Origin of the sequence: Marinobacter sp. KMM 10035 (assembly GCF_046537445.1) — a bacterium.
Lineage (GTDB): Bacteria > Pseudomonadota > Gammaproteobacteria > Pseudomonadales > Oleiphilaceae > Marinobacter > Marinobacter sediminicola.
Genome location: NZ_JBBVMG010000002.1, coordinates 204839 through 226258, shown reverse-complemented (window position 1 = coordinate 226258; position 21420 = coordinate 204839). Strand labels below are relative to the sequence as shown.

Annotated in this window: 15 protein-coding genes and 3 tRNA genes; 12 read left to right on the top strand and 6 right to left on the bottom strand. The window is 54.9% G+C overall.

Annotated features, from left to right (window positions below; translation table 11 throughout):
* Positions 1-103: 103 nt before the first annotated feature.
* The 3 genes from AADB16_RS13000 to AADB16_RS12990 are packed head-to-tail and all read right to left on the bottom strand — an operon-like array spanning position 104 to position 4579.
* Positions 104-661: a cob(I)yrinic acid a,c-diamide adenosyltransferase gene (locus AADB16_RS13000; protein WP_309044238.1), complete on the bottom strand. Its 558-nt coding sequence runs from the start codon at positions 659-661 to the stop codon at positions 104-106.
* 40 nt (positions 662-701) lie between these two features.
* The gene (locus AADB16_RS12995) at positions 702-1724 is read right to left on the bottom strand and encodes a ketopantoate reductase family protein (RefSeq protein ID WP_309044239.1); all 1023 of its coding nucleotides are present in this window, start codon (positions 1722-1724) and stop codon (positions 702-704) included.
* 2 nt (positions 1725-1726) lie between these two features.
* On the bottom strand, positions 1727-4579 hold the full coding sequence (locus AADB16_RS12990) for a valine--tRNA ligase (protein WP_410803871.1): 2853 nt from the start codon (positions 4577-4579) through the stop codon (positions 1727-1729).
* Between the two features lie 283 nt (positions 4580-4862).
* On the opposite strand from AADB16_RS12990, the gene AADB16_RS12985 reads away from it, so the two are divergent.
* The gene (locus AADB16_RS12985; RefSeq protein WP_410803869.1) at positions 4863-6074 is read left to right on the top strand and encodes a pilin; all 1212 of its coding nucleotides are present in this window, start codon (positions 4863-4865) and stop codon (positions 6072-6074) included.
* Between the two features lie 63 nt (positions 6075-6137).
* Here the strand turns inward: AADB16_RS12985 and AADB16_RS12980 are convergent, their stop codons facing one another.
* Positions 6138-6656 (bottom strand): DNA polymerase III subunit chi, encoded by a 519-nt coding sequence (locus AADB16_RS12980; protein WP_410803867.1) that lies wholly within the window; start codon positions 6654-6656, stop codon positions 6138-6140.
* The gene (locus AADB16_RS12975; RefSeq protein WP_410803865.1) at positions 6656-8149 is read right to left on the bottom strand and encodes a leucyl aminopeptidase; all 1494 of its coding nucleotides are present in this window, start codon (positions 8147-8149) and stop codon (positions 6656-6658) included. The genes AADB16_RS12980 and AADB16_RS12975 overlap by 1 nt, the downstream gene beginning before the upstream one ends.
* A gap of 200 nt (positions 8150-8349) precedes the next feature.
* Between AADB16_RS12975 and lptF the strand changes: the two genes are divergently transcribed.
* Together lptF and lptG are read left to right on the top strand one after the other, a co-directional pair.
* On the top strand, positions 8350-9453 hold the full coding sequence (gene lptF / locus AADB16_RS12970) for an LPS export ABC transporter permease LptF (protein ID WP_309044244.1): 1104 nt from the start codon (positions 8350-8352) through the stop codon (positions 9451-9453).
* Positions 9446-10507, top strand: a complete 1062-nt coding sequence (gene lptG, locus AADB16_RS12965; RefSeq protein ID WP_309044245.1) for an LPS export ABC transporter permease LptG — start codon at positions 9446-9448, stop codon at positions 10505-10507. Before lptF ends, lptG begins: the two co-directional genes overlap by 8 nt.
* 17 nt (positions 10508-10524) lie before the next feature.
* Here lptG and AADB16_RS12960 read toward each other — a convergent pair whose 3' ends face one another.
* Positions 10525-11064 carry an RDD family protein gene (locus AADB16_RS12960; RefSeq protein ID WP_410803863.1) on the bottom strand — a complete coding sequence of 180 codons (540 nt, stop codon included), beginning with the start codon at positions 11062-11064 and terminating at the stop codon, positions 10525-10527.
* 141 nt (positions 11065-11205) lie between these two features.
* Here AADB16_RS12960 and alaS point away from each other — a divergent pair, with 141 nt between their 5' ends.
* From alaS to AADB16_RS12915, 9 genes are all read left to right on the top strand, one after another.
* Complete coding sequence (gene alaS / locus AADB16_RS12955; RefSeq protein ID WP_410804562.1) at positions 11206-13836, top strand: alanine--tRNA ligase; 2631 nt, start codon at positions 11206-11208, stop codon at positions 13834-13836.
* Positions 13837-13944: 108 nt separating this feature from the next.
* A complete protein-coding gene (locus AADB16_RS12950) occupies positions 13945-15183 on the top strand; it encodes an aspartate kinase (RefSeq protein ID WP_309044248.1) in 1239 nt (412 codons plus the stop codon).
* A 148-nt stretch (positions 15184-15331) separates the two neighbouring features.
* Complete coding sequence (csrA, locus tag AADB16_RS12945; protein WP_100640407.1) at positions 15332-15529, top strand: carbon storage regulator CsrA; 198 nt, start codon at positions 15332-15334, stop codon at positions 15527-15529.
* Between the two features lie 128 nt (positions 15530-15657).
* Positions 15658-15747: transfer RNA gene (locus tag AADB16_RS12940), tRNA-Ser, on the top strand.
* A 65-nt stretch (positions 15748-15812) separates the two neighbouring features.
* Positions 15813-15889: transfer RNA gene (locus tag AADB16_RS12935), tRNA-Arg, on the top strand.
* Positions 15890-16099: 210 nt separating this feature from the next.
* Positions 16100-16176 (top strand) — tRNA-Arg (locus tag AADB16_RS12930).
* A 205-nt stretch (positions 16177-16381) separates the two neighbouring features.
* Positions 16382-17161, top strand: a complete 780-nt coding sequence (gene dsrO / locus AADB16_RS12925; RefSeq protein ID WP_410803860.1) for a sulfate reduction electron transfer complex DsrMKJOP subunit DsrO — start codon at positions 16382-16384, stop codon at positions 17159-17161.
* Positions 17142-18251 (top strand): NrfD/PsrC family molybdoenzyme membrane anchor subunit, encoded by a 1110-nt coding sequence (nrfD, locus tag AADB16_RS12920; RefSeq protein WP_410803858.1) that lies wholly within the window; start codon positions 17142-17144, stop codon positions 18249-18251. Before dsrO ends, nrfD begins: the two co-directional genes overlap by 20 nt.
* Positions 18252-18273: 22 nt before the next feature.
* Positions 18274-21375 (top strand): molybdopterin dinucleotide binding domain-containing protein, encoded by a 3102-nt coding sequence (locus AADB16_RS12915; protein WP_410803856.1) that lies wholly within the window; start codon positions 18274-18276, stop codon positions 21373-21375.
* Positions 21376-21420 lie beyond the last annotated feature (45 nt).

Genomic DNA, 21420 nt, shown 5'->3' with positions numbered 1-21420 from the left:
TTGGCTTCGCCATCCATGGCTACGCACAGTTTCCGGAGTCTCAGCGCCCCACTTGGCCTGGTTTTGGAGCAAGCCGTCTCGCATTTTTAAGCCTTGGTGAACGCTACATGCCAGATTTTTTCTGGTCCCACAGAATCTCTTCAGCGCCTTCCCTGCGCGCTAACACCCTTGAAGCTACAAACAACAGATCGGATAAACGGTTCAAGTACTGGCGCCCCAGTGGATTGATGGAATCCTCGTGACTGAGGGCTACCACTACACGCTCTGCTCTGCGGCAAACGGCGCGGGCCAGGTGGCATTGAGCTGCAGCTGGGCTTCCGCCTGGCAGGATGAAGTTCTTCAGAGGCGGCAAGGGCTCGTTCAGTTCATCTAGCAGAGTTTCCAGCCAGCTAATGTGATCTTCAGTGATTGCTTTGCTTCCGGGAATCGCAAACTCGCCACCCAGGTCAAAAAGGTGATGTTGAATGCGGCGCATGGATTCCAGCATGTCATCGTCACTATCCAGAGTTTCGATCAGCAGGCCGATATGGCAATTCAACTCATCGGCCATGCCCATTGCCTCAACACGCTGAGCGTTTTTGGCAATACGATTACCATCGGCCAGGCCGGTAGTGCCGTCGTCACCTGTGCGGGTGTAGATCTTGGAAAGGCGGTTGCCCATGATGTTGCTCCTGGTAGTTTAAGCTGATTGGCTAAAAGCCTTATAGACCTTGTACTCGTTCGGTCAGCATTTGGTTTACCGGCGTGGCAATGCTATGGCGCCTTCCGCATTGCACTAGATAGCCGTTGATATAGTCAATCTCTGTTTTACGACCCGCTAAAATATCCGCGCGCATGGAAGACGTATTGCTGGCGGTGTTTCTCGCCACAGTTTCTATACGCTCCCGAAGAACCTCTGGTGCAACGGCTTCTGAGGTCTCAGCTGCCAACAAAACAGATATCTCCGAGCAAAGCCCATCAATGTTCTGCTGATAAAGAGGTGAGCTCAGAATGTCTCCATTAGGGCAGTCGAGCAGGGCCGTAAACGGATTTATCCCGGCATTCACTACCAGCTTCTGCCAAAGCCGCTGCAGAATGTTCTCCTCTGCATGAACCCGCAAGCCGGTTTCAGCTAGTTGCTGAACAACACTCGCGGTGTGGTCAACGGCACTAGCCGTAAGCGCGCCCACCCAGGTATCACCAGTTCCGGCATGGACCAGAACATCCGGGGAAGGGCGATTCGCTCCTTCGGTAGTGCTGGCTGCCAAAATCGACCGCTTCGGCCAGCGCTCGGCAACTGCTTGTTGGCTGCCTAATCCGTTCTGAAACAAAACAACTGGTGTGCCAACCGGAATCCGAGGCAGCCAAGCGTCCAAGGCAGCGAGGGTATCTCCAGCCTTCGTTGTTACGAGCAGAAGACCCACTCTCTCAACTGACTGAAGCCACGGAGGGTTAATGTTAGTGCGGGCTTCACCAGAGCTCGGCGAAGCCGTCAGGACATCCCTCCCGAAACCTTGTGGAGCCATGGATGGCGGAACAGAGCGTACAAGGACGTATTCACAGCGTGTTTCGGGAGGGATGTCCTGACGGCTGACGCTTCTCCCAAGCCGATAAGCGTGCTCAGGCCGAGGCAAGAAACCACAAAGAGCAGAAGGCAAAAGGGCGGCCCAAAGCCGCCCCAAAGAACCCGCTCCAAGAATGGCGATCACCCCGCCACCCCCGGAACGCTCACCCGCAGACACCATACCTACATGGCCTCAATATCTGCGCGCTGCTGCTGCAACCGGCTCAGATTACCCTGAACCTCATCCAGCTTTTCCTGCTCCTTGGCAACCACTTCAGCAGGCGCCTTAGCAGTAAACTTCTCATTGTTCAGCTTGCCCTCAAGACGACCGATCTCCTTCTGCAAACGCTCAAGCTCCTTATCCAGGCGCTTCAGCTCCGCATCCTTATCGATCAGCCCGGCCATAGGCACCAACACTTCCATATCGCCAACCAACTGAGTGGCACTCATGGGTGCTTTATCGCCTTCAAACCATTCCAGACTTTCCAGCTTGGCCAGAGAGCTCAGGAACTGACGGTTTTCATTCATCCGGCGCTGACCTTCTGCACTGTTGCCACGGAACAGCACCGGAATTTTCTTCGCCGGGGAAATGTTCATCTCGCCGCGAATATTGCGCACCGCCACAATCACGCCCTTCAGCCATTCAATGTCTTCAACGGCCTTGGCATCGTGCTTGCTGGCGTCCACCTGCGGGAATGGCTGCAACATGATGCTGTCACCGGATTTTCCAGCCAGCGGTGCAATCCGCTGCCAGATTTCTTCGGTGATAAACGGCATGATCGGATGCGCCAGGCGCAGAACCGTTTCCAATACGCGAACCAGAGTGCGGCGGGTTCCGCGCTTCGCCTCAACACTGCCGCTGTCGTCGCTCAGGCAGGGTTTGGAAAGCTCCAGATACCAGTCGCAGTACTCATTCCAGATGAACTCATACAGTGCGTGAGAGGCCAGATCGAAACGGTACTGGTCCAAGTGGCGGGTTACATCCTGCTCGCACTGCTGCAGGGCACTGATAATCCAGCGATCAGCCAGAGACAGCTCTACCGGCTCACCATTTACGCCGCAGTCTTCGCCTTCCACGTTCATCAGTACGTAACGGGCAGCGTTCCACAGCTTGTTGCAGAAGTTGCGGTAACCTTCCAGACGCTTCATGTCCCAGTTGATATCGCGCCCGGTGGTGGCCATGGCTGCGAGAGTAAAGCGCAGGGCATCGGTGCCGTGGGCAGAAATACCTTCCGGGAATTCCTTTTCAGTCTGCTTGGCAATTTTCTTCGCCAGCTTCGGCTGCATCATGTTGCCGGTGCGCTTTTCAAGCAACGGGGCCAGATCGATACCGTCAATCATATCCAGCGGATCAATCACGTTGCCCTTGGATTTGGACATCTTGTCGCCGTGCTCGTCGCGGATGAGGCCGGTCACATACACCGTTTTGAACGGAACCTGAGGCGTGCCGTCTTCATTTTTCATGAAGTGCATGGTCATCATGATCATCCGGGCAACCCAGAAGAAAATGATGTCAAAACCAGTCACCAGAACATCCGTCGGGTGGAAAGTTTTCAGGCGCTCGGTGATTTCCGGCCAGCCCAGAGTGCCGAAGGTCCACAGGGCAGAGCTGAACCAGGTATCCAGTACATCGTCGTCTTGCTTCAGGGCGAAGTCGGCTGCCAGGTTGTGCTTCTGGCGAACTTCTTCCTCACTGCGGCCGACATAAATATTGCCTTCGGCGTCGTACCAGGCAGGGATGCGGTGGCCCCACCAAAGCTGGCGGGAAATACACCAGTCCTGAATGTCACGCATCCAGGAGAAGTACATGTTCTCGTACTGTTTGGGCACAAACTGAATGCGACCGTCTTCGACCGCCTCAATGGCAGGCTCGGCCAGTTTTTTCGCATCGGCAAACCACTGGTCGGTCAGCATCGGTTCAATGATCAGGCCGGAGCGGTCGCCACGGGGTACGCTCAGTACGTGATCTTCCACTTGCTGAACCAGACCGGCGGCTTCCATATCGGCCACGATCTGCTTGCGGGCGTCTTCCCGGGTCAGTCCGGCGTACGCTGCGGGCAGGCTGGCATCCAGCTCGGTGTTCTCTGTGCCATCACTATTGAAGACTTCGGCCTGCTCACGGATGTTCGCATCCTGGGTCAGCACGTTCATCATCGGCAGGTTGTTGCGTTTGCCTACGGCATAGTCGTTAAAGTCGTGTGCTGGCGTAATCTTCACGCAGCCGGAACCTTTCTCGGGATCGGCGTGGTGGTCGGCAATCACCGGGATGCGACGGTTCACCAGCGGTAGCATCACGAACTTGCCAATCAGGTGCTGGTAACGCTCGTCATCCGGGTGAACGGCGACAGCGGTATCGCCCAGCATGGTTTCCGGACGGGTAGTGGCCACAACCAGATAGTCTTTACCATCTTGTGTGGTAGCGCCGTCAGCCAATGGGTAACGCAGGTGCCAGAAAAAGCCTTTCTCTTCCTTGTTCTCAACTTCCAGGTCGGAAATGGCGGTGTGTAGCTTCGGGTCCCAGTTCACCAACCGTTTACCACGGTATACCAGTCCGTCCTCGTAAAGGCGGATAAACACTTCCTGCACGGCTTTGTAGAAGCCGTCGTCCATGGTGAAGCGTTCGGAGTCCCAATCGACGGAGTTACCTAACCGGCGCATCTGGCCGGTAATGGTACCGCCAGACTCTTCCTTCCATTCCCAGATACGCTTGATGAACTCGTCGCGGCCCAGGTCGTGGCGGGTTTTGCCTTCTTCTGCCGCCAGTTTGCGTTCAACCACCATTTGGGTGGCGATACCTGCGTGGTCACTGCCCACCTGCCACAGGGTGTTATGGCCCTGCATACGTTTGTAGCGGGTGAGGGTGTCCATGATGGTGTGCTGGAAGGCATGGCCCATGTGCAGGCTGCCGGTCACATTGGGTGGCGGGATGGCAATGCTGTAGGACTCGCCCTCGCCGCTGGGGCGGAAGTAGCCTTTGGATTCCCAGTTTTCGTACCACTGGCGCTCAATGTTTTCTGGCTGGTAGGTTTTTTCCATGGGTTTTTCTGGCGACCGTTTGATTGATTCACAAGGGGAAATTGAATCGCTGGATTATACATGGTCGCTTGCCTTCGAGCCATGGAGGTCGGCTTCGGCAGGCCGTGTCCCACCTTCGGGTATGTGAAATCGACATGTAGTCGTGGAAGATGTTCGCTGTTTTTCTCTATAATCGCCGGCTTTGCTGCGTGGGTGCGCCGCAATGCACCTCAGTCATGGTTGGCTCAGGTCTTGTGCTGTGCACTCGCCGGTCACTTTGAAAGCATCTTAACGAGGGAATACCATGGATTTGGTTTACAAGAACGAGAAACCGTTGCTCAGGATAGCGGTCGTGTTTTCAGCGATTATCTGGCTTGCTTTGTTTGTCGGGACGTTCGGGATTTTGTTGTTGTACTTGCTTTTGGGCTATGTGTTTTTCCTGTTTGCGCATTCTGCATTTATCTCCCACCTGAAAGGCTCGGGTGTGCGCATCAGCCAGGATCAGTATCCAGATCTCTATGAACGGCTTGTCCGTTGTTCCGAAAAAGTCGGCGTCACAGAGTTACCTGAGGCATATCTGCTTCGCACCGATTTCTTTAACGCACTGGCCACCAAGTTTCTCGGCCGTCACTTTGTGGTGTTGTTTACCGATGTGATTGATGCTCTGGAAGATCAGCCGGGTGCAGTCGACTTCTACATTGGCCATGAACTTGGCCACATACACCGCAAACATCTTTCGTGGCGCGCGTTTGTCATGCCCGGCTCGCTGTTGCCTGTGGTTGGGCCGGCTTTGCGCCGCGCAGAGGAGTACACCTGTGATCGCTACGGCGTTGCCTGTTGCCAGTCTTCAGAGGATATCAAGGCCGCCATAGCAGCAATCGCTGCAGGCGATACACGCTGGAAGACCATCAATGTGGATGCTTACCTCAGTCAGATTCAGGCAACCAGTGGGTTCTGGATGTCGTTTAACGAACTAACCGGCGACTATCCGTGGCTGACAAAACGCATGGCGACCGCTTTGGCACTGGCGCAAGGCAGGGAGGTGAAGCATCCTCGCCGCAGTATCGGGGCCTGGGTGCTATCGATGTTTGTGCCCCGGTTGGGTGGTGGTGCTGGCGGAGCGGCATCCCTGTTGGTAACTGTCGCGATCATCGGTGTGCTGGCTGCGGTGGCAATTCCTGCTTACCAGCAGTATGTAGAAAGTGCACGTTATTCGGCTGCATACTCCATGGCTCAGGAGGTCCAGGCTCGAGTCACTTCCTACGCCACTGAGAACCAGGCTTGGCCGGTAACTATGCAAGAGCTGGGTTACCCGGAGCTGACATTGGAGAATGACGTTCAGAACTATACGATCGATGTATATGAAGACGGCATGATCGGGGTCGAAATGGGCGTGGACCGTTCGGGAGAGTCCAAATATATCGTACTTGAACCTGCCGTCGATGACGGCGAGATCAGTTGGATGTGTTACGGCCAGAATGTGAATGAAAAACACTTGCCAGCGAATTGTCGTTAATTTCGTCGTATTCGCAAGCTGGAAGCTTTAATCCAGCGCTGTCCAGCAATGTATGATCAACGATCAGGATCGCGGTCGTTGATCATACACCTGGGCCTCGATACCCAAGGCGCGCAACTGCTTGAAATGTGAACGAGCCTGGTTGAGAACGGCGGGGTCGTTATGGGCCACTAAAGCGAGGCGTTTGAATTTGTCTGCGTTCGCGGGAAGGGTTTGGGAGAGAATGATTACGGTATCCCAGTCCTCCGCAATCGGCGGGCACAACAGTATGCCAACAGGCTCTGCGCAGGGTGTTGCGGCATCCGGTATGACGCTGTGCGGGATGAATGCGTCCGGGCTGAAGCTCCAGATTAGTTCGTCCAGCTCCTCAGCTTGTTGCTGGGTGTCACACACAATGCACACCCTGTCACCCTGCTGCCAGGCCTTGCTTACAAGCTTGGTGGCGTGCAGGTTGCGGGCGGCGGGAGTGTCTTGCAGGAGAATGTGAAACCAGTAACGCTGGTTTTTATCTTCCTGTGCAGACCCGGGCCGAGAGTTGCCGGCAGCAGGTCTACCGGCTTGTGAGGCTGAATGACTTTCCATTATTTTCCAGCGTGGGACATCAGGTAGTCGACCAGCAGGGGAACCGGTCGGCCGGAGGAACCCTTGGCTTTACCGGAATGCCATGCAGTTCCCGCGATGTCCAGATGAGCCCAGCGATACTCCTTGGTGAAGCGCGCGAGGAAGCAGGCCGCGGTAATGGTGCCTGCGGTGCGGCCCCCAATGTTGGCCATGTCTGCAAAGTTGCTGTCCAGCAGGCTCTGATACTCGTCCCAAATGGGCAGGCGCCAAGCTTTGTCGCTGGCACGTTCGCCCGCAGCCAGCAGTTCGTTGGCCAATTCGTCGTTGTTTGCCATCAGGCCTGTCGTTTCGTGGCCAAGGGCAACGATGCAGGCACCGGTCAGTGTGGCCAGGTCGATGACCACTTCCGGATCAAACTTCTTCACATAGGTGAGGGCATCGCACAATACCAGGCGGCCTTCAGCGTCTGTGTTGAGGATTTCAACCGTCTGGCCAGACATGGTGGTGACGATATCGCCAGGGCGAGTCGCGTTACCATCAGGCATGTTCTCAGCAGCCGCGATAACGGCAACCACGTTGATTTTTGGTTTGGTTTCCGCGAGTACCTGCATGGCTCCGAATACGGCAGCAGAACCGCCCATATCGTATTTCATTTCATCCATGCCAGCGCCCGGCTTAAGGCTTATGCCGCCGGTGTCGAAGGTAATGCCTTTGCCTACCAGGACATGAGGCTTGTCTTTCGCATTGCCTCCACGGTATTCCATGATGATCAGGCGTGGTGGTTGGGCGCTGCCCTGACCCACGGCCAGAAGGGAATTCATGCCGAGCTTTTTCATCTGCTTTTCATCAAGCACTTCGGTCTTGATGCAGTCGTGTTCAGTGGCCAGTTTGTTGGCTCGCTCTGCCAGCCATGAAGGGTGGCAGATGTTCGGTGGCATATTGCCCAGATCGCGGGCCAGGTTCATGCCGCGACCGGTTGCCAAACCCAGATTAAAGGCTTCTTTTTGTGCTTTTCCAGCATCAGAAGTGGCGACCAGAACTTTGTTGAGCTTGCGCGCTGAAGGCTTTTCGCTCTTGAACTCGCTGAAGCTGTAGAGCTGATCTTCCAGAGTACGGCCGATCAGGCTCAGTTTTGCCAGTTCGGAGCTAAGGCTGTCATCGCCAGTCAGGGCGGTGTCGGTCAAGCTGATCAGCACGCTCTTTGATGGCCCATCTTTCAGCGCGCCCATCATGGCAGCCAATGTCTTTCGAAAATTTGCACCAGTGCGTTCAGTGTCTTTACCTGTGCCAACAACAAGCAGTCGATCCCATGGTTGGTCGCTAAGTGGAATCAGGCTTGTGTCCGTATTCTTACCTTTGATGTCGCCGGCTTTCTGGAGTTTGGTAATCAGCCCGCCAAGTGCGCTGTCGGCCTCGGTAGTAGAGGCTGGCCAATTCCCTTGTTCTGGAAGGGCGACGACCAGGCAATCGGCTTTTGTGCTCGCAAGGGCAGTACTGTTAAGGCTGAAGTTCATGGAAACTCCTATAGTTATCCGGGGAACGCCGCAATGATGAGCGGCGAGAATGATTTAATCCTGTTCCACCAAGCATTGGGGTTTGTAGGCGGATTATCAAGTTAGGAGGGCTACACTGTTATTCAGCCCCAAGGTTACATAGAATACCCGCAGTTTTCCCATTCCTCCATGTTCCGGTTTATACGGGCAGAGAAACCGTTTTGAGCATTATTTTCCGCTATCTCATACGTCAGGTTATGGTCAGCATGGTTGCCGTCTCGGGCATTCTTCTGCTGGTGTTCATGAGCGGCCGCTTTCTCAAATATTTGGCCGGTGCCGCTGAAGGCAAGATTGCCCCTGGCGTGTTGTTTGAAATTATGGCGTATCGCTTCCCCGGGTTTCTTGAGCTTATCCTTCCGTTAGGTCTGTTCATCGGCATACTGCTGGCCTATGGCCGTATGTATCTCGAAAGTGAAATGACCGTGCTGTCCGCTTGCGGTGTAAGCGACGGTCAGTTGCTGTCGAAAACCCTGGTGGGCAGCCTTGTTGTTATGCTGATTGTCGGAAGTATGAGCCTGGTGGTTTCGCCTTGGGGTATGCAGCAGGTTGAAGAAATTTTTGCGGAGCAGGCGAAGGCAACAGAATTCGATCTGCTGGCGCCGGGGCGGTTCCAGAAGCTTTCGTCGGGTGGGCGAGTGACCTACACCGAGGCCCTTAGCGATGATAAGCGCCAGCTGCAAGGCGTGTTTATTGCTGAGTACGGTAAAGGCGGAACTGGTGTGAACGTCATCACCGCCGATTCCGGATCCCAATTGATTGATGAGGAAACCGGCAGTCGTTTCCTCATTCTCGAGAACGGTGCGCGTTTTGATGGGACGCCCGGGAAACTGGATTACCAGATTACAAGCTTTGAAGCCTACGGCCTGAAGATTCGCAGCGGCAGCAGCGGTGATGTGGATTTGGATGAGGGCGTCACTACCGGTCAGTTGATGAAGTCGAACGACCCCCGCGACCGGGCCTTGTTGCACTGGCGCTTTTCGTTGCCGCTGATTGTTCCGATAGTAACCCTGCTGGCGGTTCGGCTAAGCCGGGTTAATCCTCGACAAGGGCGCTTTTTCCATCTTCTGCCCGCCATGCTTGTATACGTTGCCTATCTTGGCTTGTTAATTGTTGCCCGAGATGCCATGGCGGACGGCAAGGTGCCTGAGTGGTTGGGCATGCTCTGGGTGCACGCCATCTTCCTTGCGCTTGGTCTCTGGCTGCATTTTGGCCCAGCCTGGCTTCACAGAAAAAAGGTGAAGCGGGAAGGAGTGGTCAATGCGTAAGATCGATCATTATGTGATGCGCAATGTCGGCGGAGCCATGCTCCTGGTGATGCTCGTAGTTCTGTCCCTCGACCTGATCTTCGCCTTCGTTGCCGAGCTGGACGACACTCGTAATAACTATCAGATTCTGGATGCCCTCTGGTTTGTAGTCCTTACCGTGCCGCGCCGGGTATACGACTACCTGCCTCTTGGAGCCTTTATGGGCTGTTTGATCGGGCTGGGTAGCATGGCCAGTTCTTCCGAGCTCACGGTGATTCGTGCGGCGGGGGTTTCTATCAAACGGGTTGTCTGGTCTGCAATGAAGCCTGCATTGGTGATCGTTCTGGCGGGTGTCCTTATTGGTGAGTACCTGGCGCCTCCGGCGGAGCGCGCTGCTCAAAGCCATAAAGCGGTTGCTCTCGGTGCGGGCCAGAGTGTGGCCGCAGCCCACGGGGTATGGCACCGGGAGGGTAATGTGTTCATGCACCTTAATGCGGTGCAGCCAAACGGTGTGTTGCACGGTGTTTCGTTGTTTCGTTTTGATGATCAACGGCAACTGATAGCGGCCAGTTTCTCGGAGCGGGCAATTTATCAGGGCGATCACTGGCTGCTGGAGAACTCCACGACCACTCGCCTTGAGGGTGAATCCACCAAGCGGGTAGATCACAAGAGTCTGCGCTGGGATACGGGGCTGTCCCCAAGCGTGTTGAGCGTGCTGATCGTTAAGCCGGAAAACCTTTCTATGACTGGCTTGTATACTTACGCCAACTACCTTGGTGATCAGGAGCTAAATGGCTCTCCCTACTGGCTGGCCTTCTGGAAAAAGGCCCTGATGCCGCTGGGCACAGGGGTGATGGTATTGGTGGCGATTTCCTTTATCTTTGGGCCGCTGCGCTCAGTGACTATGGGGTTCCGGGTGTTTACCGGGCTACTCGTGGGATTGTTATTCAAGTATATGCAGGACCTGTTGGGCCCCATGAGCCTGGTTTATGGATTTAACCCGGTCCTGGCGGTGGTCGTGCCGATTGCAATCAGTGCGGTGTTTGGTGGCGTATTGATGCGCCGGGCAGGATAGCCGCCCGGCATTCTGGTTCAGCCTGCCTTGGCTTTATGGGGGATGCCGACAACCATGCTGTCTGAAAACCTGTCAGTTATGGACAGACCGTTTATAGGGTAGAACAGCGCGATCATCGCTGGAACGGACAGAAATAGAGTTGCCGAACCGAGGTAGTAGCCGGCCAGAAGAGTCAGAAAAAATACCGCCGCTGCGCTCACATACCTACGAAGAGCCTGGCCCCAACTCACCGAGGAGCCATCCAGATTCTCAATGCGGATTCGCCAAACCTGCATGCCCAGTGTTTGCCCGATTCGCGTCCAGAAGTACGCAAAGAACAGGTACATCACCAGAAACAATACGAACGTCAGGCCGGGGTCGCCGGATAACTGACCCGCTTCGGCTTTCTGCTCCATGCTGTCCCAGCCGGTAATCCAGCCAGTTATCATGGTGTATATCCATGTGGTAACCAGAAGTACGGCAATGCTGATCAGGCCATCGTAAATAATGGCCAGTGATCGTTTGAGAAACGTCGCCGGGGGTAGTAGTTCGTCAGCGGCGTGGAAGCGGCGGGGCATGGGCTCTCCTGTGATTTTTCACGTTTTTCCTGTACTCAGCGTGTGCTAGAGTAGCCGATTTGCACACGCATGTAAGTATTCGAATTCAATCGCGGATCCCGCCGCTTCCCGGTGGGATTTATGGAAAGGTATCAACGGGCTATGAAAACCGCAGAGTTGCGACAGGCATTTCTCGATTATTTTAAACAGCAAGGTCATTCCATTGTTTCAAGCAGCTCGCTGGTGCCGGCGGACGATCCGACACTGCTGTTTACCAATGCGGGAATGAACCAGTTCAAGGACGTATTTCTTGGCCGCGAGGAGCGTGACTACACTCGCGCAACCAGCTCCCAGAAATGCGTTCGTGCCGGCGGCAAGCATAATGACCTGGAGAACGTGGGTTACACAGCGCGCCACCATACGTTCTTCGAAATGCTGGGCAACTTCAGCTTCGGTGATTATTTCAAGCGCGAAGCCATCAATTATGCGTGGACCTTTCTGACCGGCGAGCAGTGGCTAAAGCTGCCCGCTGAGAAACTCTGGGTAACCGTCTACGCCGATGATGACGAGGCCTACGATATCTGGAATAAAGAAGTGGGCGTTCCGGCGGATCGTATTGTTCGCATTGGCGACAATGGCGGCGCACCCTATGCTTCAGATAACTTCTGGCAGATGGGCGATACCGGCCCCTGCGGCCCTTGTACCGAAATTTTCTATGACCACGGCCCGGACGTGGCGGGTGGCCCTCCCGGCAGCCCTGAGGAAGATGGCGACCGCTACATCGAAATCTGGAACGTGGTCTTCATGCAGTACAACCGCACTGCAGATGGCGAGATGCTTAAGCTGCCGAAGCCTTCGGTAGATACCGGCATGGGCCTGGAGCGGGTTACAGCTGTGATGCAGGGCGTACACAGCAACTACGAAATTGACCTGTTTGATGATCTGCTGAATGCAGCGTCGGCCATACTGGGCGGTGCTGCAACAACGGAAGCCAGTCTGCGCGTCGTGGCCGATCATATCCGCTCTTGTGCATTCCTGATTTCCGACGGGGTTATGCCTTCAAATGAAGGTCGTGGTTTTGTGCTGCGCCGCATCATTCGTCGCGCAGCTCGCCACGGCAACAAACTTGGCGCTACCGGTCCGTTCTTTTACAAGTTAACCGGTGCATTGGTTGAGTTGATGGGCGAGGCTTTCCCACAACTGGTCAGCAGTCGGAAGCAGATAGAGAGAGTGCTGCTGCAGGAAGAAGAACAGTTTGTCAAAACTCTGGATAAAGGCCTGCGCCTGCTGGAGCAGGATATCGCCGACTTGAAAGGCGACGTGATTCCCGGGCAGACGGTTTTTACCCTGTATGACACCTATGGCTTTCCTGTGGATCTCACCAACGATATCGCCCGTGAGCGTGGCCTGACGTTGGACTATGAGGGCTACGAAAAAGCTATGGAAAGCCAGCGTGAGCGGGCCAGAGCTGCCAGCAAGTTTGGCATGGATTACAACGCAGCTGGCTTGGGCATTGAAGGTAAAACCGAGTTCACTGGCCACGAGCACATTGATGGCCACGAGCGTATCCGTGCCGTCATCGTCAACGGCGAGCAGAAAACAGCAGAAGCCGGCGATGAAGCAATTGTGGTGCTGGAGCGCACACCGTTTTACGCTGAATCCGGTGGCCAAGTAGGTGATACCGGGCTGCTGACCTGGAGCGGTGGCCGCTTCAAGGTAACCGATACGCGAAAAGACGGTGATAACCATCTGCATGTGGGCACCCTTATAGAGGGTGAGCTGTTCGAAGGCCTGGAAGTGGACGCCCGCATTGACCACGCACGCCGTGAGCGGGTTCGCCGGAATCACTCTGCCACGCACTTGCTGCATGCGGCATTGCGCAAAGTGTTGGGAGAGCATGTAGGCCAGAAGGGTTCTCTTGTGGATCCGGACAAGCTGCGCTTTGACTTCTCGCATTTCGAAGCGGTTACGCCTGAACAGTTGAAAGAAATTGAGCGCCAGGTAAACGAGCAGATTCTCAGCAACACCGCAGTACAGACCGACATTACAGATATGGAGCAGGCGCAAGCAAAAGGCGCCATGGCTTTGTTTGGTGAAAAGTACGGTGATGTGGTTCGGGTGCTGAGCATGGGTACCGACAGCTACTCTGTAGAGCTTTGCGGTGGCACCCACGTAACCCGCACTGGCGACATTGGCCTGTTCCGTATTACATCCGAAAGCGGCATTTCTTCGGGTGTTCGTCGAATTGAAGCGGTGACCGGTTTTGGTGCCCTTGAGTGGGTTGACGATACCGAGCGTACGCTGCGTGAAGCAGCCCGACTGGTAAAAGGCAGCCGGGAAACGGTTATCGACAAGGTGCAACAGACCATTGACCGGAATCGGCAGCTTGAGAAAGATGTTGATGCCCTGAAGGCCAAGCTGGCCAGTTCCGCTGGCAGTGATTTGGCTGATTCTGCTGTAGATGTTGCTGGCCTGAAGGTTGTTGCTGCCGAGCTTGAAGGCGCAGACCGTCAAACGCTTATGGAAACTGCAGACCAGCTTAAAAACAAGCTGGGAGAGGGTGTGGTTGTTCTCGCGAGCGTAGAGGATGGAAAGGTAACCTTGGTTGCGGGTGTAACAAAGTCTGCAACTGGCCGCATCAAAGCGGGTGACTTGATGAAGCACCTGGCAGGGTTGGTTGACGGTAAAGGCGGCGGTCGCCCGGATATGGCCCAGGGTGGTGGTAACGATGCCTCGAAGCTTGCGGGTGCCCTTGCCGGGGTGCCTGAGTGGGTTGGTAAAAATATCGCCTGAGCAACTGTTTTTCAGAAGCGATCGGGGTTTATAATTCCGGTCGCTTGTATATTGACGGGCAGGGTACTCTGCTCTGCCGTAGGCCTCGATTCGGATATTGGAAAGACAATGGCTCTGTTTGTTCAGAAATTTGGTGGCACCTCGGTGGGTACAACCGAGCGCATAGAGGCAGTGGCTGAAAAGGTGATTGGCTTCCGCAATGCGGGCCATGATGTGGTTGTTGTAGTGTCTGCCATGAGTGGTGAAACCAACCGGCTAATCGGGTTGGCCAGCGATATTATGGAAGAGCCTGCGCCTCGTGAAATGGATGTTCTGATTTCTACGGGGGAGCAGGTAACCATGTCGCTTCTCTCCATGGCACTACAAAAGCGTGGCTTTGATGCTCGCTCCTATACCGGTTCGCAGGTCCGCATACTAACGGACAGTATGCACACCAAGGCGCGTATCAAGCAGATCGATGAGCAGCGTATACGTGCAGATCTGGACGCGGGCCGTGTTGTGGTTGTTGCCGGATTTCAGGGCGTTGATGAAGAAGGCAATATCACGACTTTGGGCAGAGGTGGTTCGGATACCACCGCGGTGGCCTTGGCGGCCACGCTCAAGGCCGATGAATGTCAGATCTATACCGATGTAGATGGCGTCTATACAACGGACCCACGAGTGGTAGACAGCGCCCGTCGGCTGAAACAGATTACATTTGAAGAAATGATGGAAATGGCGAGCCTGGGATCCAAGGTTCTCCAGATTCGCGCTGTAGAATTTGCAGGAAAATACAACGTTCCGTTAAGGGTTCTTTCCAGCTTCGAGGAAGGTGAAGGCACCCTGATTACATTTGAGGATAACAACGCCATGGAACAACCGGTCGTCTCCGGCATCGCTTTTAATCGTGATGAAGCCAAAGTCACCATCTCTGGAGTGCCTGACACCCCGGGTAGTGCGTTGCGCATTCTGAAGCCGGTAAGTGAAGCTAACATTGGTGTGGACATGATTGTCCAGAACGTTGGCGAGGATAACCGCACAGCCTTCACTTTTACCGTTCATCGCAATGATTTCAAGCGCGCTAAAGACGTGCTTCAGCGTGTGTCGGATGAGCTGGGTGCTCGGGGCGTCAGTGGCGATACCAAAATCGCGAAAGTCAGTATTGTCGGCGTTGGTATGCGCTCTCACGCGGGTGTGGCAACTCAAATGTTTGAGGCGCTGTCGAATGAAGGGATCAATATTCAGATGATCTCCACATCGGAAATCAAGATTTCTGTCGTGATTGATGAGAAATACCTTGAGCTTGCGGTTCGCGCACTTCACAGTGCGTTTGAGTTGGACAAGCCTGGAGTAGAAGAAACCTTATAAAAAGAGACCCACTTTCTGGCCTAGTGCTCGCATGTGTTCGTATAAGGGGATGTGCGTCTTTTGGTTAGCCCGTGTTCTCAGTATAAAAGTCGAACTAAATAAAACATTACTTGTCGGAACAGGTAGCTCAGGATAGGGAGAAAGGGATATGTTGATTTTGACTCGCCGTGTTGGCGAAACGTTAATGGTCGGTGATGATGTCACTGTTACTGTGCTTGGGGTGAAAGGTAACCAGGTGCGTATCGGTGTTAATGCGCCGAAAGAAGTAGCTGTGCACCGGGAAGAGATCTATCAGCGCATCCAGTCTGAAAAAGACGGCGATGAGCCGGAGCCGGGCAACAGCTGAGAAGAGAAAAGAGGCCGCCCAAGCAAAACTTAGGCGGCTTTTTTGTTTTCAGGGAAAATGAAGGTTAAAAAAATCTTGTCAAGCCTATGAAAACAGAAAAATTATGGTAGTATACGCCCCGTTCTGAAGGAGAGGTGGGTGAGTGGCTGAAACCAGTTCCCTGCTAAGGAACCGTACGAGCAATCGTACCGAGGGTTCGAATCCCTCCCTCTCCGCCATTTTCTTTTTATAAGAAAAGCGGAACAGGTTGAAGTTGCATTCAACCAATTAAAGTGATCAATGCGCGGCTGTAGCTCAGCTGGATAGAGTACTCGGCTACGAACCGAGCGGTCGGAGGTTCGAATCCTCCCAGCCGCGCCACTTAATAGAATGATGATGAATGAACCCGGCTTTAGAGTCAGGCTCATAAGTCAGACAGGATTTGAACCGAAAAGAGGTTCGACCGAAGCACACGCAGTGTGCTGAGGAACGCCAGAGCGAAGCGACGGCGGCCCCGAAGGGGTGAGGGCCAAAGGCCCGAATAATCCTCCCATTGGCTCATAGCCATCCGGGCAGGATAGAAAGTTATTGGCGGCTGTAGCTCAGCTGGATAGAGTACTCGGCTACGAACCGAGCGGTCGGAGGTTCGAATCCTCCCAGCCGCGCCATATTCAAGTCAAAACGCCCCAGTTTGTGAATCTCACAAACTGGGGCGTTTTGCGTTGTGCCCCCGCAATCATTCCCGCCTATGGGAATACCCCTACAGCTCAACAGCTTCCAATTGACCGCCATCAAGTTCCTCCATTCCACCCTTGCTAGACTTTCGTTAGTTACCTTATTAATCCACGTCCAGCGCTAATGGATGGAGAACTCATGGATAAAATTCGCCGCGCTCTGCTAGGGCAGATTGCCAAACTGACCGCCGGAGCAGCGCTCGTTCCTCTAAGCAGCATTACTTCTGCAGGCATTAACGACCAGCCTCCGCGCCGAGAAGGGGATCCGGAGAGGCGCTATGCGATGCTGATTGATCTAAGGGCGTGTATCGGATGCCAGGCTTGTACTGTTTCATGTCATATCGAAAACGAAGCACCGCTCGGCAACTTCCGCACCATTGTCTCGCAATATGAAGTGGAGCACGAAGAAACGGGCAACACTGCCACCTTCATGCTGCCGCGCTTGTGCAATCACTGCGAGAATCCGCCGTGTGTTCCTGTGTGCCCTGTACAGGCAACCTTTCAGCGTGAGGACGGCATTGTTGTCGTCGACAACGAGGCATGTGTGGGCTGTGCCTACTGCGTGCAGGCTTGCCCATACGACGCCCGGTTTATCAATGAGTACACCCAAACCGCTGACAAGTGCACTTTCTGCGCGCATCGCTTGGATGTCGGCCTGCTGCCGGCCTGTGTGGAATCCTGTGTGGGTGGTGCCCGTATTATTGGCGACATACGCGACCCGGACAGCCAGATCAGCCGCATGATGAAAGAGCACTACGGCGAGCTAATGGTACTCAAGCCTGAAATGGGCACAGCTCCGCATGTGTTCTATTTGGGTATGGACGAGCGGTTCGTATCCCGGCCAGACGCCAAGCCCGCAATCTGGGATGTTCGAGACCAACAAGGTGAGGAGATTGGCTATGAATTCAGCGGTCATTGAGGTTCTGGCACCTCGTTATGGTATTGCCTGGTACCCATGGGCAGTCCAGTACTTTTTCCTGATTGCGATCTCATACTCGTCGCTGCTGTTGACGGTGCCGGGTTTGCTGTTCGGCAAGAAGAATTATGAGTCGCTGGCGAAAGTGGCCCTGTTAGTCACCGTGAGTTGCACTCTGGTAGGGCCGGTAGCTTTGCTGGCTGACCTGCATCAACCGCTAAGGTTTTGGCATTTCTACGTGAATCTCACGCCTTGGTCGTGGATGTCTATAGGCAGCTTGCTGCTACCCGTGTATCTCGTGCTGGTTGTGGCTTATGCATGGCTGGCATGGCGGCCGGCTATGCAGGTGCAGGCTCAGGGTGAAGGGTGGATTGCGAGGCTCTCGGGCTGGGTCAGCTTGGGCCAATGGCATGCGTCTCGTTGGATGCTGGTGGTTGCGGGGCTTGGTGCGCTCGTTCTCTCTGTTGGCATCATGGTCTATACCGGCGCGGAAGTGGCGATCGTTAAAGCCCGTCCTCTCTGGAATACCTACTGGCTCCCCGTCATGTTCGTGCTGACCGGTTTGGTCGCAGCGGCGGGATTGGTGATTCTGATTAACCGCCTGATGACAGGTAACGATCAGGAGGTTAACGAGCAGAGTCTGAAAGTCATCTTCGTGACCATGGTTCTCTCTGCCCTGGTCGCTGCGCTCTGGGTTTCTGAAGGTATTACCGGCTTCAGCCCCTCGGTTGAGCAGGCCTTTGCGTCGCTGAAGAGAAACCCCGAGTGGCGTGCCGTCGCGATCTACGGCTTGTTGGTAGGGGTGGCGCTCACACTCAGTGCCATCGCTATGCTGCGGCGTCCCGGCTGGATAGGGCGTTCCTGGCTAGCAGGCCTGTTGGCCGTGCACATCGGCTGGACGTTTCGCTGGATGGTACTGATGGAAGTGCAAACCGTGGCCAAAAACACGGCGGGCTACTACCACTACGCCATTGAGGCTGGTTCCAGCGGGTTGATGGGCATTATCGGAACCTTCGGGCTCTGGCTAGCCGCACTGCTGATTATCGATATTCTGGTGCCCTGGAAGAAGAGTCTCCAGGCAAGCACCCACTGACAGATATTTTCGGAGCGAGATTATGGACAAGAATCGTCGTAATTTCCTGAAGGGGGCAGCCGCTGCCGGCGGTGTCGCAACTTTCGCGGCGGGCTACTATGGCCCGCTGGAAAAAATGGGCAAGGGCCTGGTGAACGGTACTTCTGGTGTAGCTACGGCGGATCGGCTGCACGGCAACAGCTTGGCACCTGAATACTCGGTTGATCCCAAAACCGGAGAAGTAGTGCTTAATCCGGATCAGCGCATCGCTTTTACCGTCTGTTATGGCTGTACCACCAAATGTGGCGTGCGGGTTCGTATCGATAACAACGAGGAAAAGGTTCTGCGGGTATCGGGTAACCCATACCACCCGTTGTCCTCTGACGAGCATCTGGATGAAAGCACTCCGGTGCTGGAAGCCTTTCAGCGTATGAGCAGCTTTCAGGATCAAGGCCAGCTTAACCGGTCGACTGCATGTGCCCGTGGTAACGCGGCAATGTCACAGCTGACCAGCGACCAGCGAGTACTGAAGTGCCTCAAACGAACCGGCCCTCGTGGAAGCAATCAGTGGGAAAGCATTCCCTTTGAGCAGTTGCTGGACGAAATTGTGGCTGGCGGTAACCTGTTTGGAGAAGGTGAGGTTGAAGGCCTGCGCTCTATCCGTGATGTGAAAACACCACTGGATCCGGAGAATCCCGAGTACGGCCCCAAGTCAAACCAGTTGCTGGTGATGGAGGCAACGGATTACGGACGGTCGGCGTTGCTTAAGCGCTTTGCATTCAATGCTTTTGGAACCCGAAACTACGGGCATCATGGCGCCTATTGTGGTCTGGCGTTCCGTATGGGCTCTGGCGCGCTGATGAATGATCTGGCGAAGAATGCCCACGTGAAGCCGGATTATGCCAACGTAAAGTTTGCCTTGTTTATCGGAACCGCGCCCAGCCAGGCGGGTAACCCGTTCAAGCGTCAGGGCCGCTTGCTGGCGCAAGCCCGTACGACAGGCAATATGGAATATGTGCTGGTTGACCCCGCACTGACTGCCGCTGCATCCCATTCCGCCAGTGACCGTAACCGTTGGGTGTCTATCCTGCCGGGTACCGATACTGCCTTTGCCATGGCATTGATTCGCTGGATGCTGGTGAACGAAGCCTATGCCAAAGATTATCTGGAACTCCCTGGCAATATGGCCGCCAGTAAAGCAGGCGAGTCTGGCCACACCAACGCAACGCACTTGGTGATTGACGACGATAACCACCCCCGTGCAGGTTACTTTCTGCGCCTGAGTGACATAGCCCAGGCACAGGCCGGCGCCGATGATGATTACCCGGTCGTGGTGAACATGGCGGGCGATCTTGAAAGCTCTGAAGTAGCCACGCGCGGCCAATTATTCGTTGAACGCACTGTGGAAACCGGTGCTGGCCCGGTACGGGTGCGTAGTTCACTGTTCAAACTGCGCCAGGAGGCCATGCGATACAGTATCGAAGAATACGCAGAGTTCTGTGGCATTGAGCCTGATGTTATACGCAATCTGGCCAAGCGCTTCACAAGCTTTGGGCGTATGGCGGCAGCAGACACCCATGGCGGAATGATGTCGGGCTCTGGCTTCTATGCCTCATACAGCATCAACATGCTGAACCTGCTGGCCGGTAGTTTTAACCAGAAGGGTGGGGTGGCCAAAGGTGGCGGAAGCTTCAACGGTGTTGGTGCTGGCCCCCGCTATAACCTTGAGGACTTCCCCGGGAAAGTTGGGCCCAAGGGCGTGTTTCTCTCCCGCTCGCGTTTCCCCTATGAGAAAACCAATGAATACAAACGCCGTGTGGCCGCGGGCGAGTCTCCTTATCCGGCTGCTGCACCCTGGCGTTCGCTGGCTCCACCCATTCTCACTGAACACCTGCTTTCTGGCCTTGAAGGGTACCCCTACAAGATCAAAGCGATGATAGGGGTTATGGCTAACCCCATGTATGGCCAGGCAGGCCTGACCTCTTTGCTGGAAGAAAAACTGAAAGATCCCAAGAATATTGGTTTGTATGTGGCTGTAGACGGTTTCATTAACGAAACCAACCGTTTTGCAGACTACGTAGTGCCGGATTCGGTTATGTATGAGGTTTGGGGCTTCACCGGCGCCTGGAGTGGCACTCTGACCAAAATGACCACTGCTTGTTGGCCGGTTGTTGAGCCTCGTCAGGCCAAAACCGCTGCGGGTGAGCCGGTTTGCATGGACAATTTCTTTATTGAGCTGGGTAAGCGCCTTGAGTTGCCGGGTTTTGGTGATAATTCCATTGAGGGGGCAGGTGGCCAGATGCACGGCCTGAATCGCGCCGAGGATTTTTATCTGCGCGCGGCGGCCAATATCGCCATGGCTGGAACGCCTTTGCCGGTGGCCAGTGACGAAGACATCCATGCCAGTGGTATTGAAGCATTGCTGGATCGAATCAAAAGCACGGTAGCCGGAGATGAAGTTGGCCCTGTGGCTCACTTGTACTCCCGTGGTGGCCGTTTTGAAACCATGGAGAAGGCCTATGACAAGGATAAGCTCGGCCATGCCTGGAAGCGCCCTTTGTGCGTTTACAATGAGGCAGTGGGTACGGCAATCGACAGCTACAGTGGAAAGCGACTGGTGGGGACACCCACGCACCATGCGCCAAGGTTCTGGGATGGCTCCCTGTTAAGAGACCACTACCCGGAGAGCGAATGGCCATTGCTGGCTTTCTCGTTCAAATCGAACCTGATGAACTCCTACGCCATTGGCCTTGAGCGTCTGCGCATGATCAAGCCTTACAACCCGGTGCTTTTGCATCGCAACGATGCTGAGAAGTTCGGTGTGCGTCACGGGGACACCATCAGTATTGAAAGCCCCGGCGGCAAGGTTCTGGCACTGGCGTTGGTAGGGGATAACGTGCACGAAGGCGCACTCGGTATTGAGCATGGCTACGGCCACCGCGAACTGGGTGCTGCAAGCCACATCATTGATGGTCAGGAGCGCGTCGGCAATCCCTACCTCGCGGCAGGTGTGAACATCAACGATCTGGGTTTTGCGGATCCCACCCGCAAGGACGGCACAGCTACCTGGCTGGAAAACGTCAGCGGTGCATCTGTTCGACAGGGATTGCCGGTGCGGGTGCGTGTGGTAGAGGGTATGGTCTGATATTTGAGAGGATAACGGCCCAGCGATGCTGGGCCAGAATCTCTG

Coding starts and splice junctions, on each gene's coding strand:
- nrfD (WP_410803858.1), top strand. CDS start 17,142: ATGAATTCAGCGGTCATTGAGGTTCTGGCACCTCGTTATGGTATTGCC.
- AADB16_RS12960 (WP_410803863.1), bottom strand. CDS start 11,064: ATGCCCCGCCGCTTCCACGCCGCTGACGAACTACTACCCCCGGCGACG.
- AADB16_RS12995 (WP_309044239.1), bottom strand. CDS start 1,724: ATGGTGTCTGCGGGTGAGCGTTCCGGGGGTGGCGGGGTGATCGCCATT.
- AADB16_RS13000 (WP_309044238.1), bottom strand. CDS start 661: ATGGGCAACCGCCTTTCCAAGATCTACACCCGCACAGGTGACGACGGC.
- AADB16_RS12985 (WP_410803869.1), top strand. CDS start 4,863: ATGGATTTGGTTTACAAGAACGAGAAACCGTTGCTCAGGATAGCGGTC.
- AADB16_RS12980 (WP_410803867.1), bottom strand. CDS start 6,656: ATGGAAAGTCATTCAGCCTCACAAGCCGGTAGACCTGCTGCCGGCAAC.
- csrA (WP_100640407.1), top strand. CDS start 15,332: ATGTTGATTTTGACTCGCCGTGTTGGCGAAACGTTAATGGTCGGTGAT.
- AADB16_RS12990 (WP_410803871.1), bottom strand. CDS start 4,579: ATGGAAAAAACCTACCAGCCAGAAAACATTGAGCGCCAGTGGTACGAA.
- alaS (WP_410804562.1), top strand. CDS start 11,206: ATGAAAACCGCAGAGTTGCGACAGGCATTTCTCGATTATTTTAAACAG.
- AADB16_RS12915 (WP_410803856.1), top strand. CDS start 18,274: ATGGACAAGAATCGTCGTAATTTCCTGAAGGGGGCAGCCGCTGCCGGC.
- AADB16_RS12975 (WP_410803865.1), bottom strand. CDS start 8,149: ATGAACTTCAGCCTTAACAGTACTGCCCTTGCGAGCACAAAAGCCGAT.
- AADB16_RS12950 (WP_309044248.1), top strand. CDS start 13,945: ATGGCTCTGTTTGTTCAGAAATTTGGTGGCACCTCGGTGGGTACAACC.
- lptG (WP_309044245.1), top strand. CDS start 9,446: ATGCGTAAGATCGATCATTATGTGATGCGCAATGTCGGCGGAGCCATG.
- dsrO (WP_410803860.1), top strand. CDS start 16,382: ATGGATAAAATTCGCCGCGCTCTGCTAGGGCAGATTGCCAAACTGACC.